General features: G+C 53.5%; 14 protein-coding genes. 5 read left to right on the top strand and 9 right to left on the bottom strand.

All coding sequences use genetic code 11. From position 1 onward, the window contains the following. Positions 1-34 precede the first annotated feature (34 nt). Positions 35-3,226, bottom strand: a complete 3,192-nt coding sequence (locus OHL19_RS16715; protein ID WP_263358887.1) for an efflux RND transporter permease subunit — start codon at positions 3,224-3,226, stop codon at positions 35-37. Positions 3,227-3,360: 134 nt separating this feature from the next. Here OHL19_RS16715 and OHL19_RS16720 point away from each other — a divergent pair, with 134 nt between their 5' ends. Continuing rightward, positions 3,361-4,269 carry a LysR family transcriptional regulator gene (locus OHL19_RS16720; RefSeq protein ID WP_263358888.1) on the top strand — a complete coding sequence of 303 codons (909 nt, stop codon included), beginning with the start codon at positions 3,361-3,363 and terminating at the stop codon, positions 4,267-4,269. 453 nt (positions 4,270-4,722) lie between these two features. On the opposite strand, the gene OHL19_RS16725 is transcribed toward OHL19_RS16720, so the two are convergent. Further along, a complete protein-coding gene (locus OHL19_RS16725) occupies positions 4,723-5,118 on the bottom strand; it encodes a cupin domain-containing protein (RefSeq protein ID WP_263358889.1) in 396 nt (131 codons plus the stop codon). Further along, a complete protein-coding gene (locus OHL19_RS16730; RefSeq protein WP_263358890.1) occupies positions 5,115-5,597 on the bottom strand; it encodes a carboxymuconolactone decarboxylase family protein in 483 nt (160 codons plus the stop codon). The genes OHL19_RS16725 and OHL19_RS16730 overlap by 4 nt, the downstream gene beginning before the upstream one ends. A 155-nt stretch (positions 5,598-5,752) precedes the next feature. On the opposite strand from OHL19_RS16730, the gene OHL19_RS16735 reads away from it, so the two are divergent. Continuing rightward, entirely contained in the window at positions 5,753-6,385 is a 633-nt protein-coding gene (locus tag OHL19_RS16735) for an LOG family protein (protein WP_263358891.1), read from the top strand. A 99-nt stretch (positions 6,386-6,484) separates the two neighbouring features. On the opposite strand, the gene pdxR is transcribed toward OHL19_RS16735, so the two are convergent. From pdxR to OHL19_RS16750, 3 genes are all read right to left on the bottom strand, one after another. Beyond that, complete coding sequence (pdxR, locus tag OHL19_RS16740; RefSeq protein ID WP_263358892.1) at positions 6,485-7,966, bottom strand: MocR-like pyridoxine biosynthesis transcription factor PdxR; 1,482 nt, start codon at positions 7,964-7,966, stop codon at positions 6,485-6,487. 83 nt (positions 7,967-8,049) lie between these two features. Beyond that, on the bottom strand, positions 8,050-8,544 hold the full coding sequence (locus OHL19_RS16745; protein WP_263358893.1) for a DUF302 domain-containing protein: 495 nt from the start codon (positions 8,542-8,544) through the stop codon (positions 8,050-8,052). A 259-nt stretch (positions 8,545-8,803) separates the two neighbouring features. Continuing rightward, positions 8,804-9,241 (bottom strand): nuclear transport factor 2 family protein, encoded by a 438-nt coding sequence (locus OHL19_RS16750; RefSeq protein ID WP_263358894.1) that lies wholly within the window; start codon positions 9,239-9,241, stop codon positions 8,804-8,806. 127 nt (positions 9,242-9,368) lie between these two features. Here OHL19_RS16750 and OHL19_RS16755 point away from each other — a divergent pair, with 127 nt between their 5' ends. After that, positions 9,369-9,971 (top strand): TetR/AcrR family transcriptional regulator, encoded by a 603-nt coding sequence (locus OHL19_RS16755; protein WP_263358895.1) that lies wholly within the window; start codon positions 9,369-9,371, stop codon positions 9,969-9,971. Positions 9,972-10,163: 192 nt separating this feature from the next. Here OHL19_RS16755 and OHL19_RS16760 read toward each other — a convergent pair whose 3' ends face one another. Further along, complete coding sequence (locus OHL19_RS16760) at positions 10,164-10,907, bottom strand: 3-oxoacyl-ACP reductase family protein (RefSeq protein ID WP_263358896.1); 744 nt, start codon at positions 10,905-10,907, stop codon at positions 10,164-10,166. A 200-nt stretch (positions 10,908-11,107) separates the two neighbouring features. Here OHL19_RS16760 and OHL19_RS16765 point away from each other — a divergent pair, with 200 nt between their 5' ends. Then, positions 11,108-12,022 (top strand): LysR family transcriptional regulator, encoded by a 915-nt coding sequence (locus tag OHL19_RS16765; protein ID WP_263358897.1) that lies wholly within the window; start codon positions 11,108-11,110, stop codon positions 12,020-12,022. A 50-nt stretch (positions 12,023-12,072) separates the two neighbouring features. On the opposite strand, the gene OHL19_RS16770 is transcribed toward OHL19_RS16765, so the two are convergent. Both OHL19_RS16770 and OHL19_RS16775 read right to left on the bottom strand, forming a co-directional pair. Continuing rightward, positions 12,073-12,819: a YcbK family protein gene (locus OHL19_RS16770; RefSeq protein WP_263358898.1), complete on the bottom strand. Its 747-nt coding sequence runs from the start codon at positions 12,817-12,819 to the stop codon at positions 12,073-12,075. Between the two features lie 372 nt (positions 12,820-13,191). Then, positions 13,192-14,169 (bottom strand): SDR family NAD(P)-dependent oxidoreductase, encoded by a 978-nt coding sequence (locus OHL19_RS16775; protein WP_263358900.1) that lies wholly within the window; start codon positions 14,167-14,169, stop codon positions 13,192-13,194. 147 nt (positions 14,170-14,316) lie between these two features. Here OHL19_RS16775 and OHL19_RS16780 point away from each other — a divergent pair, with 147 nt between their 5' ends. Then, positions 14,317-14,895, top strand: coding sequence for a TetR/AcrR family transcriptional regulator (locus OHL19_RS16780; RefSeq protein ID WP_263358901.1), 579 nt, complete (start codon positions 14,317-14,319; stop codon positions 14,893-14,895). Positions 14,896-14,918: the final 23 nt, after the last annotated feature.

Raw genomic sequence — 14,918 nt, forward strand, 5'->3', positions numbered from 1 at the left:
ACTTTCTCCGAATCGTGTTCTTCAATGTTGGATCTCATGCGTGCGCCTCATTCAAGCGCTTCTGCTTGCGCGACTCTTCGTTGCGTTTGGCCCCATGGATAAGTGCGAAGACGCTAGGCACAAACACCAGGGTAGCAATCGTTGCGCAAAGCAGACCACCGATAACAGCGCGACCGAGCGGAGCATTTTGTTCTCCGCCATCCCCCATCCCAATCGCCATTGGAACCATTCCGATAATCATTGCCAGCGCAGTCATCAACACCGGGCGGAAGCGTGTCGCACCCGCTTCAATCGCAGCTTGAATCGCATTGCCATGTTCTTCAAGCCTGATCTTCGCAAAGGAGACAACGAGAATACTGTTGGCCGTCGCCACGCCCATACACATGATCGCGCCCATCAACGCAGGCACACTCAGCGTAGTCCTTGTCAGGAAGAGAAACAGCACGATTCCAGCGAGCGCAGCAGGCAATGCCGTGATGATGATGAACGGATCAACCCAGCTTTGGAAGTTCACGACAATCAACAAATAGACCAGCACGATCGAAAACACCAGGCCACCCAACAGCCCGATATACGAACTGTGCATCGTCTCCACTTGCCCCTTCAAGGTGACAAATGATCCACGCGGCAGGGAGCCACGATTGCTATCGAGAATTTTGTCGATGTCGCGGCTGACAGCACCCAGATCGCGTCCTTGTACGTTGCCGTAAATGTCGACCACGCGCCGGATGTTGAAGTGATTGATCACAGCCATCTCATGGCCGCGTTGCACTCCCGCAAGATCATTCAAAATCTCCGGAGTCGCCGTCGAAGGAGGCGCTGCCCCGCTCGTAGTGCGGTTAATCGGAATGTTCGCCAGATCCTGCATCGAGTCCATCTTGTACTGCGGAGTCTGCGCAACAATGTTGTAGTTCACATGGTTCTGCCAGTTAAGGAAGAACATCGGCGTCACCTGGAAGCTGCCGCTAAGCGTATTCAACACGCTGGTGGCCACATCTCGTTCAGTGTAGCCGCCTTGTGCTGCCTTGGTGCGTTCAACGTCCACCTGTAAGGTCGGATAGTCAAATGGTTGCTGAATGCGAAGATCGGTCAGTCCAGGAACCTTGCGCAACTCGGCAAGCATGATGTCCGCCCTCGCCTTGCTTGCGCCTACGTCGTTGCCCTGAATCTGAATATCGATAGGTGCAGGTAATCCGAAGTTGAGGATCTGCGTTGTAATGTCTGCCGGCAGCGTATAGAAGTCCGTGCTCGGGAACAAACGCGGCAGGGTTGCTCGCAACGAAGCAACATACTTCGCCGTCGGGTGATGGTTTTCCTTGAGGCTGACCAGGATGTCGCCATCGCTCACGCCAAGAGTACCATTCGTTAAATGCTGCGTGTTCAAAGTGCTGTACGGCAGCCCGATGTTATCGAGAATATTGTCGATCTCCGCCGCAGGAATCTCCTTGTGAATCTCACCCTCAACTAGGTCGAAAAGCTTCGCAGTCTCTTCAATTCTCAACCCGGTAGGCGCACGCACATGCAGGATAAATTGCCCGCTATCCGTGTCTGGAAAAAAGTCCTCACCTAAAAATGGCACCAGCAAAAATGCCAGCAGGCACACGATCAGGAAAGAGGGAATAAACAGATATCGCCGAGCAACCAGCGACCGCAGCAGGGAACTGTATCCGAGGCGAATCCGCTCAAAGCCACGTTCAAATCCCTGCTGAAACCGTGCAAAGAACCCGCGTCCCGGAGCGCCGTGTCCATGTACGCGAAGCAGGTACATCGCCATTGTTGGCACCAGCGTGCGGCTCAAGACATAGCTGGCCAGCATGGCAAAGACAACCGCCTCTGCCAATGGCACAAACAAGTAACGCGCCACGCCGCCAAGAAAGAACATAGGCAGAAACACAATACAGATACACAGCGTAGACACCAATGCAGGAACCGAAATCTGCGCAGCTCCTTCGAGAATTGCTTCACGCAGTTCAAACCCATCCTCAAGGAATCGTTCGATATTCTCAATCGTGACAGTCGCATCGTCCACGAGAATTCCGACCGCCAGGGCCAGGCCTCCCAGTGTCATAGTGTTGATCGTCTCGCCCATGAGGCTAAGCAGGATCACCGAACTTAGAATCGACAAGGGAATGGAGATTGCAATAATGATCGTCGAACGCCAACTCCCCAGAAACACCAGGATCATGATCGCCGTCAATGCCGCTGCAATAATCGCCTCGCGAATGACGCCCTGCACCGCTGCGCGAACGAACACGCTCTGATCCGATAGCGGAGACATCTTCAGTTCCGGTGGAACTTCAGTAGCAATGCGCGGCAGCAGCGCGCGAACGCCCTTCACTACATCCAGCGTCGAAGCACTACCATTCTTCAGAACAGAGATCAATACACCGCGACGGCCATCCTGCCGCACCACGTTCGTCTGTACCTGAAAACCATCGCTGACGCTTGCGACATCGCGCAGATAGATCGTGTTGCCATTGACCTGTTTCAGCGGAATGTTAGCCAGCTCTTCAACTGTTCGCGGCGTTCCATTTGTACGAACGTCATACTCATCGCGATCAATCTTGATCGTGCCTGAAGGCATGACGACATTCTGCGCCGCAACTGCATTCAGCAAATCTCCAGGAGCAACGCCCTTGGACTGCATGGCCGTCTGGTCCATGTTGATATTGATCTGGCGCTGCTTGCCTCCATAAGGCAGTGGCATCACGGACCCAGGTACAGTAACCAACTCAGTGCGGATGAAGTTCGTCGCATAGTCATTTAACTGCGATTCAGATAGACCATGGCCCGAGATTCCTAACTGCAGAATCGGTACGCTCGATACAGAAAAGTTGATGATCTGCGGAGGCAGAATACCCGGAGGCAGTTGGCGCAAAAGATATTGGGATGCCGCCGTCACCTGCGCGTTCGCAGTATCCAGCGAGGCTCCTGGCTGCAGGAAGAGCTTCACCACAACCTGGCCGTTATAAGTCGTCGACTCGATGTGCTCAATGTTATCGACCAGCGTCGTCAACGATTTCTCGTACGGACTTGTAAGGCGTCCCTCAAGCTCCTCCGGGTTCAGGCCCGTATACTGCCAGCCAATCGAGACCACCGGGATATTGATATTGGGAAAGATATCGACTGGTGTACGCAGAATCACGACTGGCGCAGCTATCAGGATCAGCAGCGCAAGCACGATGAACGTGTAAGGCCGGTTCAGTGCTAATTTAACGATCCACATGCGATTTCTTGCCCCTTCTACGCAGAACGACTGGGATGCAGCGCTTGTTCTTCTTCTATTAGATACGCAGGGCTGTCTAAGGTATCACAGTTCTTTCCGTTGGAATATATCGGTAAAACCGATAACATGCATGTATGGAACTGAGGCATTTTCGCTATTTCGTTGCAGTTGCGGAGCACGGCAGCTTTAGCGGTGCCGCTCGAACTCTCCGCGTTGCTCAATCGGCTATCAGCGAACAACTTACGAATATGGAGCGCGAAATCGGCGTAGCAATGTTCTTGCGCTCAACCAGGAGAACCGCTCTCACCTCTGCCGGCGAACTCTTTCTCATCGAGGCGCGCCGCGTCCTCGCAGCCGCCGATCATGCCATCGAAGTAGCGCAACAGACGCATCGCGGCGAGCTTGGAACTCTGCGAATCGGTTTCTTTGCCGGAGGCATGGGTGTCGATTTTCCCTCGCTCATTCAGACCTTCCGCAAAAAATATCCCGGCGTGCGGCTCTCTCTGGTTGAGATGATCTCCACCCTGCAATGGGTGGCGCTTCGGGAAGGCAAGATCGATGTCGGCTTCAGTCGGCGCCTCGAACCAGAGTTTCGCTCCGACCTGAAATCGGAGGTTATTCAGCAGGATGCGATCGTAGCCATTCTTCCGAAAAATCACCCGATTTTAAAGGGTTCCAAGCCCGGCTCGCCTTGCCGAATTGATCTGCGTGATCTTGCGAATGAACCGTTTGTGCTTTCCTCTCGCGAAACATCCCCGGCCGTCTTCGACAAGGTCATTGAGCTCTGCTCCGAGGCTGGTTTCTCTCCTCGCATCGCCAGTATCTCTTCGGTCTGGTCCAGCGTCGTTCTCATGGTTCAGGCTGGAGAAGGCATCTCACTCCTGCCCCTTAATCAGCAGCAGTTTCGCACTCCAGATCTTGCCTTCTGCCCACTCAAAGCCAAAAACGCTTTTGTTGAATTCGTCATGACATGGCACACCAAACGCGACAGCAACCTGATTCGCAGCTTCCGGGAGCTGGTGCGTCAACGAAGCGTCCGATAGTTTTAATACCCGTAGTTCCAATACCTTGATAGTTCACTTGCTCAGCCACTTCAGTCTCCGCGGAGTGAAGCCAAGCTCTCCTTCGCCTTTGCATTCGAGGCTCCACTCAACTTCGTCTGGTAGTACACTGCATCTTCTCCAGCGATCTGTGGTGCTTCTTCCTCAGTGATGTGCGGCGGAGGCGGAGTACCCACCAAGCTCGCAAACTTGGGCAGCCAGACACTGACCGTCGAAGGGTCGTCATCGACGACAACATACTTACCCGGATCCGCCGTGAGAGCTGCGACCGTTACGTGCGCCGCGTCCTCAATATGTACGAACGACCACTTCGCTTATCCACCTTCAATCACTTGAGACTGCAGCCTGAGAACGTCATCCGCTGCGCCGCCATCCGGGTTATACCAGGTGCTCGGCCCATAGAAGAATCTGTAAACGTTCATCGCAATTTCCTCTTTATTTCGCCGGAACAAGAACCGGTGCTCCCTTATCCTTCACAAAAAATACGAGAAACTTCGCAGGCCTGGTCGCACTTGCATTGCGGCCTACTGTATGAACATCCTCAGGTCCCTCGTAGAATGTTCCACCGGGCCCAAGCGTTACCTCTTTCCCGCCACGCACCTGCATCACGATAGAGCCCTCAAGCACATACACAAACACATGCGCGTTATGCCTGTGAATAGCATCCTTCGCTCCCGGAGCATAGTCGACCGTGATCATCGTGGCCTCTTTGCCAGGAATGCCCGCAAGATCCTTTGCCATTAGCGGAGTGACCCTGGTCTCCTGCGCACGCGTTTCCTGCGCACACAATGTTCCCGCCACAAGAAACAGCAGGACCAAGAGTCGGCTCATGCCTTGCCTCCTTCTGCTTTATGCGTTACCGGTTGGTATTCCCCTGGCACCATGCGAAATGTAATCGCCAGCCGGTTCCATCCATTGATGGTGATGACCGCCAGCGTCAGATTCACCAGCTCTTCTTCAGAAAAGCTCTCCTTAGCCTTCTCATACACAGAGTCAGGAACATGGTCTTCGCTGACCAGGGTAATCGCCTCTGCCAGCGCTAGTGCAGCGCGCTCACGGTCAGTAAAGAACGGTGTCTCCTCCCATGCAGAAAGCGCATAGAGCCGCTGCTCCGTCTCACCACCTGCCCGAGCATCCTTCGAATGCATGTCGATGCAGTAAGAGCATCCATTGATCTGTGACACGCGCACCTTTATCAGTTCAATAAGAGCAGGCTCCAGCTTGGATTGTTTACGTACAAACATCTCCAGCCCAATCATGGCCTGATACGCCGCCGGGGATACTTTATGTGCTTCCAGTCTTGCTTGCATTGGTCTATCTCCTTGAAACCAACCCTAGGCTTTATGCGGATTGGAGAAAAGGTCCATAATGCAAAGATCGACTGGTCCACTTCGTAAATTGCGAACGCGATAGATTCACACGCAGAGACCGCACATCGCGACGCCGTGCAGGGTATGCTTTTTTCATGAGTGATTTACTGAGCGGAGAGCCAGGCAGTGCGAGACGGATCTGCGTGTTTTGCGGATCGAGCGTCGGAGCAAATCCAAAGTATATTGCCGAAGCGAAATCGCTTGGGCAGCAGATGGCCATCGGCGGCTGGGGCCTGGTATATGGGGGAACCTCAGTTGGATTGATGGGCGCGACTGCCGACGCTGCCTTCTCTGGCGGTGCAGAGGTGATCGGGGTACTACCCCAGGCCTTGCAGGATCGCGAGATTGCTCATCGAGGTCTGACGAAGTTGCACATGGTCGGGAGTATGCACGAACGCAAAGCGCTCATGGCGTCTTTGTCAGATGCTTTCATCGCATTGCCCGGCGGCTACGGAACCCTTGATGAATTCTTTGAGATCGTGACCTGGGCGCAACTCAACATTCATTCCAAGCCATGCATCCTGATCAATACGAATGGCTACTATGATTTCCTATTGCGATTTCTCGACCATGCTGTAACTTCGGCATTCGTGAAGTCCGATAACAGGAAATTAGTGCAGGTAGCAAGAGACTCAGCAGAGGCTCTGCAGTTGATTGCACAGCACAGGGATAAGGCTTCGCTCGATCAAAATGTAGGAGTGCAAAGCAGTGGCGAACTCAAGCCTTAGTCGCCATCCAAGCCAGAAATCTGAGATGGGAATCGCTCAGCTCCTCCGCGCAGGCATGGTGAAGTAAGTAGTCAGGCATGGCGAAGTAAGCTGTGTGGCCTAGCGAGCACGTAAAGCCGTCGCAAGAATAGAAACGCCGCGTCGCAACTCAGCCGGGTTGCAGCCTGCGAAGCCAAGCATGAGTGCTGGCGGCTGTTCATATTTCACTGTGAACATCGACAGCGGAGATACTTCGAGCCCGAGCTTCCGTACTTTCTGCGTAGCGTCGCGGTCCGACTTCCATGTTTTGAGCCAGCCAAGTGTGCGTATGCCCGCGCCTGTGTGCACGACGTCGAGTAGTCCGTTGAGATGTTCGTCCGCTGCAGTTTTGAGAACGTCAATGCGCTCCGCGTAGATCTGGCGCATGCGCCGGAGATGGTGCCCGAAGTGACCTTCGGTGATGAACTCCGCGAGGATGGCCTGATCGAGCGTCGGCGGATGGAGATCGATGATGCTGCGGGCAGATCTGAACGCATCCACGAGGCGCTCAGGCAAGACCATGAAGCCGAGACGCAGTGCATTGAAGAGCATCTTCGTGAAAGTGCCGACGTAGATAACGCAACCGGAACTATCCAGCGTTTGCAGAGCAGCAACGGGGCGACCGGCGTAACGATACTCCGCATCGTATTCGTCTTCGATGATCCATGCATTCGCACTTGCCGCCCAGCGAAGCAGTTCCAGTCGGCGGTCCGCAGACATGGTAACACCCATTGGAAATTGATTCGCCGGCGTGACATAAGCGAGCTTCGCCTTGGGCGCAAGCTTGCGGCCTGCCTTCACGATGAGACCATCTTCATCCACAGGCACCGGAACAATACGCGCACCTGTATTGCGGAGTGCTTGAAGAGCGCGTAAATAGCCGGGATCCTCCATCCATACATGATCGCCCATGGTGACAAGGAGACGGCTTATGAGGTCGAGGGCCTGTTGCGTACCCGAAGTGATGATGATCTGTTCAGCAGAGCAGCGCACTCCGGGTGACGCACCGACATACTCCGCGATCGCGCGACGTAGAGGTTGGTAGCCGGCAGCATCGCCGTGACCGTAAAGCGAACGCGGAGCTCTGCGTAAGACACGCGAAGCAACGCGCGCCCAAAGATCCACGGGAAAAAGATCAATGGCAGGTTCGTAAGAGCGGAAAGCCTTGCCGACGGAGTGAGGCGCCGGCATCACTTCAACATCTTTTAGAAATTGCTGTGCGTGTTTGGAAATTGCTGCCTTCGATGCTGTACCAACTGGAGTCGCAGGCTTGCGCGTTGCGGACAAAAAACCTTCAGGAATACCCGAGGCAACATAAGTTCCTGATCCAACTTCAGTGCGCGTATACCCCTCTGCCTGTAGCTGCTCGAAGGCCGCAACCACGGTTCCGCGCGAGAGCGAATACTGAGCACTGAGGCTGCGCGTTGAGGGCATACGAGCGCCAGGCTTCAAACGCCTGTCGAGAATGGCCGCGCGCAGCTCAGTGTAAAGCCATCGCCAGAGATCCTGCTGGCCAGAGGGCGAGTTGAGTGAGAGATCTTGAAATGTCTCTTCTTTAGACATGGTTTATTCGTGACCACCCTGAAGCCCGGTGTCTGCGAGGCAGATGGCGTTTAGATGGAACTCCAAAATGGCAGAACGCGAACTTATTTTGCCGCCGCAGTCAGAATCTTCTCGACCTTTGCGTCAAGCTCTCGCGCTACTTTGAGAGCATCGCTGTTCCCATAGGGCGCAAGATAGGAGGCCATTCTGTCATACGAGATGCGGACGCTATCCGGGCGCTCCTCAATGAGGATGGTTACTGGCGCGTACGAACCTGCGTCAACAACATGCTTCACCATTTCCTTCATGATCAGTGGATTCCCTGCGACAATGCGGAGAATTCTTGGCTTGTCTGTTCCATTCTCTTTCCGGAGAACTTCCCCCAGGTCAAGCCGCATGAACTCCATAAGACCGTTCGGTTGCGTGACAGGATCGACGATTTTCTCCATCTCGGCTTGATTGCGCGCAGCCGAAAAACTCTTATGAAATGCAACTATATCCGGATGGCCGATCGCCGCGTCGATTCGTGCAACCACTGTGTCAAAGGGTTCGGTGGTAATGATATTAACTCGCTGTACGTGAACCTCTTGAATACTCATATGTGCTGCCTTTCCTTTTGTTGTAGCTGTTTGAGCCGACATTTGGACACACGCGGCTAAGCCGAGAGTAAGGCCGGAAGCTATCCAAAATACTCGCGAAATTTTCATGTTCCTCTCCTGTCTATAAGTCAGCATAATTTTCCGGCCACCGAAGTCGCTCTGCGAGAGCCGAGTGATTTGAGCTTGCATGTCCATACTTTTGTTCCCAAAGAATTGTTGCTAAAAAATGTTCGATAAAAAGAATATGGTACACGCCCGGTCACCCGAGCTGCAGATGCCCATCCAGGTTGCCCTGCAAATCAAACAATGTGTAATCACGATACACAAAACGCCAGCTATCGTCGATGCGTTCAAATCTGTCATGGTAGCGGCCCGCCGCAACTATCTGCAGCGGAATCGTATCGGTAGCCTGCAGGACAGTGTAGTAAGAACGGCACGTTGCTTTACCTGCCGCTTCATCGACATCGATGATCGGATTGGTAACCACATGTTTCGTTCGCGGCGTACCGCACGGATAGATTTTTACGACACTCTTCAGCATTGCCAGAGTCGTCTCACTATCTTGTGGTTCATCGTGTCCATGTAGCTTCATCCTCGCATCCTTGAACAGAACTTCAACTCCGTGAAAATCCCCGTTGTCGACGAACTCCGCGTAGCGGTAAAGGAGATTTGCAATTTCGATAGCGCCGTTACTCATTCAGCCCTCTTTTTGTTTTGTGTTAGAAAGAACAATGTGCGTCCGTAATTAGCAGTCAACAGCCGTTGACATTTCCAGCATGAACGGATTGCGGCTTGCTGTCAACCGCCGTTGATATGATGAAGAAATGGCGAATGCAAAATCAGCGATGAAACGCACAGTGAAACCCCATGCTCCAAAGAATGCAGAGTCGACCCAGGATCGTATATTCAATGCAGCGAAAGCGCGATTTTCACAAGCTTCATTCGAGAGCGTCGGGCTTCGCGACATAGCTGGAGATGCAGGCGTAGATGCTGCTCTGGTGATCCGCTATTTTGGCTCAAAGGAAAAACTCTTCCGTCAAATTGCGAATCAGGCATTTGAAACGGACGTACTTCTGCAGAACGGCGTAGAGTCTCTTCCGGAGAACACCGTACATCATCTTCTATCTACGATGGATCATGGAGTGCGACGCAATGGATATGATCCATTTCGTTTCTTGCTCTGTTCAATCAGCAGTCCTACGGCCGGGCCAATCCTCTCTGAATCATTCGAGAGGTGCTTCGCAAAGCCACTGGCCAACGCGCTGACCGGCAGATTAAAAAATACACGTGCCGCGCTGATTAGCGCCTATATCCTGGGATTTGCCCTGGCACGAGTGGCACTTCCCATGCAGGAAATTGACGCCCGCAAGCGCCATCGCATCGGTTCTCTGTTAGGTGAGGCGCTGAAGAATTGCGTGGAAGAGTAAGAGCATCTAAAGTTTCAGATTGTCTGGCGATAGGAACTCTAAAATTGTCGAAACATACAACGGCTACTTCAAGGACTTGAAGTAGCCGTTGTATGTTGCTTCACGAAGCGATATCGCACTTATAAACGAAATGACGGCATTTATTAGTCCATCGTAGAGCGTCCCTCAATAGCGAGCGATGCATTCTTCGATTTAGGCATTCGTTCCGCCATCAACAGTCAGATTTGCACCGGTGATATAGGAAGATTCTGGACTGGCGACAAACGCAACCAGCGCTGCGACCTCATCGACATGTCCGTAACGATTGAGTGCTGTCACTGCTTTTTGAGGTGTTGCCCAATCGCCCCCAGCGGGATTCAGATCCGTATCGATCGGACCAGGCTGCACATTGTTCACCGTGATGCCTCGCGCTCCGACCTCTCTGGATAAGCTCTGCGCAAACATCTTAACAGCACCCTTCGTCGCCGCATAAGCTGCCAGCCCTGGCGTCAGATTGCGCTCGCCGACGCACGAACCGATCATGATAATGCGGCCGTTATCATTCATGTGCTTCAACGCTGCCTGCGTCGTGACGAATACGCCCCGCACGTTGAGGTTAATTACGTGATCCATCTCTTCCAGGGTCGTGTCTTCAAACAGCTTCGGAATGGCCGTGCCGGCATTGTTCACCAGAATGTCCAGTTTGCCCAGGCCAGCAACGACTTTCTCAACGGCCTCGCGGATTGCGTCGATGTTGACGGCGTCGGCTTGTATGGCGAGAGCCTTTCCGCCTGCCTCTTCAATTGCCTTGACCACAGTAGAGGCTGAGTTTGCATCCTTGGCATACGTGATAGCCACGCTGGCTCCATCTGCGGCCAGACGTTTTGCGATTGCAGCCCCGATCCCACGAGAGCCTCCGGTTACCAGCGCGACTTTTCCTTTTAACGAGTGAGACATCTGTCTCCACCTTTCTATTAAGCGAATCGTGTCCTCGATCGAGCGAAGAAAGATAGGGGCGAAAGCAATGACGACGCTATCCGTCCTATAGCGATACTTCCGCTGTGCGATGAACCGTTTTAGTGACCATAACCCCGAAACGTCATGAATAAAATTGCTTTCTAAGCTGAGGGGTTATGCTTTCTAGGCAGAGGTGGTATTTGGAACTCAGGCATCTTCGTTACTTTGTAGCAGTGGCTGAAGCGCGTAGTCTCAAACTCGCGGCAGAAGAGAAATTGCATACGACTCAGCCCTCTCTGAGTCGTCAGATGCGTGACCTTGAGGATGAAGTTGGCACGCCACTTCTCGTCAGAGGGGCAAAGGGTGTCGAGCTCACATCTGCCGGTCGAGTGTTTCTAGATCACGCACGCGTAATGCTTGCTCAGGCCGAGGCCGCTGTACAATCAGCTCGGCAAATAGCTCACTCGGCCAAGCCCTCTTTCAGTTTGGGCTTCATGATCGGCCATGATACAACCTGGCTTCCCCAGGCCCTGAAGCTTCTTCGCGACGAATTGCCCAACATCCATGTAGTGATCTCTACGCAGAACTCACCCCAGCTTGCCACCGCTCTCTTGCATGGTGGAATTGACCTCGCCTTTCTGCGCCGGGAAGATGGCGGCAATGAGCTGGAATTCAGAACTCTTGTCGAAGAATCATTCGAGGTATTCCTGCCCTCGAATCATCCCCTCGCGGCCAGGGAGGCAATCGATGTTCAGGACATTGTCGGTGAAACATTCATCAGCGTTTCTGGAACAGCTCTCAGCATCTCCGGAAAACAGCCGGCACTGCGACGGGCAATCGACAGATATCTAAAAGACAATGGCATCGAAATTAGACCAAGCCATGAGGTAGACAACCTCGGTGGCGTGATGTCGCTCATCCCTTCTACGCAAGGGATTGCTCTTCTGCCTCTGTATGCAAAGGCTTTTCTTCCGGACGCCGTTACGACTCGTCCATTGCAGGGTATCGGGCCAAAGATCGACGTATCAGTCGGCTATCGCAGGGCCAACCCATCATCCATCCTGAAGCTGTTTCTTTCGCGAATCGACGAACTCACGGCCAAAGCCTCACGATAAGGATCGCGGATGCGGGCGTGAATTCTCTCTGCCAAATCTATGCTGTGTTTTTAGATATGCCTGGATCTGGCCCGAGCGCGAGACCGGCGTGAGTGCCTGCGGACAGCGTGGGGCGTGAATGTCCATTGCCTGACCGGGCCTACATCAATATGAACGAACTGGCTTGCAGGATAGTAACCAACACCGCCAGCCCCAATTGACTTGGCCGCATCGCGCAGCAGCGGAGCAGGAACACCCGGCACGCGGAGATCGACAGCCTTGGCGAGGATGTGCTGCGAGTGCTCGGCCGCATTGGTCGTTCCACTTTCGCGCAGCATGTCATTCGTTTCCTGGGAGCGATAGCCAGAGAGCACATCGATCACGCCATTGGACTTTCCCAGCTTGGCCAGCATGGTATGCAGTACGTCAAAGGTACGCGGATCGTAGGCATTCACTTCCTGGTTGTGGCTGTCGCGCAAAAAGAGATTGAGCTTGTCCAGGGCCTCGGGAATATATGTGTTGCCGATGCGATACACCACGTCAAGAATCTCACCGGTAGGACCATGAGCAAGCTTCAACTCGTACTTCTGGCCCTCCGCAGGCGGCTCGTCATCATCCTCGGGCAGCAGGCCTGCACCCGGCAGAGTTGCGTTGACAAAAGCATGCGCCAGGGCGTGGAGCCTCGGATGCCTGTGCGTTCCGGACGTGCGAGCGCTGGCATAAGGCGCGACTGCGCTCAGCGAAATAAAGGCGAAGAGAATAGCAAGTCTGCGGGAAAAAAAGAGCGAGCGAAGAGAATTGGTTAAAGACAGTGACAAATCAGCAAATCTCCGGCTAATAGGTTTGCGCGGCACTGAAAACCAGGAGACCAGAATAGGGTTTGCCAGTCGTCATTCGCTTCGTCGAGTGTACTTCATGAGGCACGATAATGTATGAGATTCGGTAGAATTATCAGGAACTTGCGTCAGGGTGAATTATTCGGCACGCCCTCTGAAAAGCCGTTGGGCAAGTTACAGAGTCGATAAGTGTCGAGAAGTACCGCTAAGTGTCGATTAAGTTGACCTGTCAGCACCAAATAGAATCGCACAGAATCCCTATTATTGCCAGGAACTCTGTGCGGGGAAATTACGAAACCCACATGCTGCTCTTACGCTGAACATTGTGAATTAAGCAGTTTTTGTTCTGGATCGTTAGAACGATTCTCCAACCAACTCCTCACTCTTCTTCCAAAGAGCTTCAGCATTCTTTAGATCGAGCGCATACCCGCGCACTCCTTGGTCCGTTAGGATCATCGTCACATTGTCCGGTACGATATCGCTGACCTGGCAATCCTCACAATACCGGCCACTAATTTCCTCTGCCGGTGCAACGACACCAGCCCATACAGAAGTCGCAGCTCCCTGCGGAATCGTCTTGAACTGGAAGGCGCTCTTTCCCGCCGCTGCAGCCTCTTCATTTATGTGTTTGACCATTGCTTCGAGGTGACTCGCATCCATATGGCGAGCCAACTCCGTCTGGATACCGCCAGGATGGACCGCTGCAGCGACCACACCGCGCTCACGATGCCGCTGGTTAAACGCGACAGCAAAGAGCACGTTCGCTGTCTTTGATCGGCCGTAAGCAACGAACGGTTCATAGGCAGTCTTCTCGAAGTTCGGATCATCGAGATCGACGTTTGAGAAGCGGTGGCCCGCCGAGGAGAGGTTAATCAACCGCGACCCAGCTCCCAGCAGCGAAGCAATTCGGTTGACGAAGACAAAGTGGCCAAGATGATTGGTCCCGAACTGTGTCTCGAACCCATCGGCAGTGTGGCCGAAAGGCGTAGCCATGACACCGGCATTTGCGATGATTACGTCGAAGTTCTCGCCCTTTTTGACCAATCTATCGGCAGCGGCACGCACGCTTTTAAGATTGGCAAGGTCGAGCTCGATAAGCTCAAAACTTCCGCCATTAGCAGCAGCGTCCCTTCGGACCTCGGCGGTTGCCGCTTCAGCTTTTGAGAGATCGCGCGCGGCACCGACAACATGCGCGCCATGTGCGACGAGAGACCGTGCTGTTTCCACGCCGATCCCGGCAGACACTCCGGTTACGAGAATCCTTTTCCCCTTCAGATTCACGCCTTTCAACACATCTTCCGTGGTTGAGGTAATACCAAATACGTTTGCCATTCTTTTCTCCTTGAGTCTTCCATTTCCAACGTGTGTATGTAAGCAGCTCTGAACTGTCGTAGCTGTTAAAATTAAACGGAGAGCATCTCCGCAATATACAGTAGATAACCGGAGAATCTCTCCGGTTGCAAAAATGCAGGTGAAGTTTTGAAAAAAATCCAACCCGCTCCCCGGAAGCCACGCGCAGACGCTCAGCGTAATCGCGAGCGCATTCTGGAGGTTGCCAAAGAAGCGTTCACCCGTTCCGGCGCAAACATCAGCCTGGATGAGGTTTCCCGGCAGGCAGGCGTGGGTGCAGGAACTCTCTATCGGCACTTTCCTACACGCGAGGCACTCCTTGAGGAGGTCTATCGTGCCGAAGTGGAAAAACTGGCGGCAGCGGAGAAGGAGTTTGCCAGGACCAGGCCACCAATCGAGGCTCTGCGAGGCTGGATGTTGCTCTTCGTGGACTACATTGCAACCAAGCAGATCATCGCGCCAGCGCTGAACACGCTTGTTGGAGAAGACTGCAAGGTCTTTGAAACATCGGGTGCCCAGATCATCGGAGCGATCAACGCTCTTGTGGAGCGTGCAATCAAGAGCGGCGACATACGTTCCGATCTCGAACCTCTCGATCTCTTTCGGGCTCTTGTCGGCGTCTCCAACGTCGCATCCTCGCCAGACTGGCCGCAAAGTGCAAGACGGCTGGTGGAGATTCTCATTCTGGGTTCGCGGCCAGTAGCTTAGGCGGCAACACGTTCGAGCATTCT

This window comes from Acidicapsa ligni (assembly GCF_025685655.1).
Taxonomy (GTDB): Bacteria; Acidobacteriota; Terriglobia; order Terriglobales; family Acidobacteriaceae; genus Acidicapsa; species Acidicapsa ligni.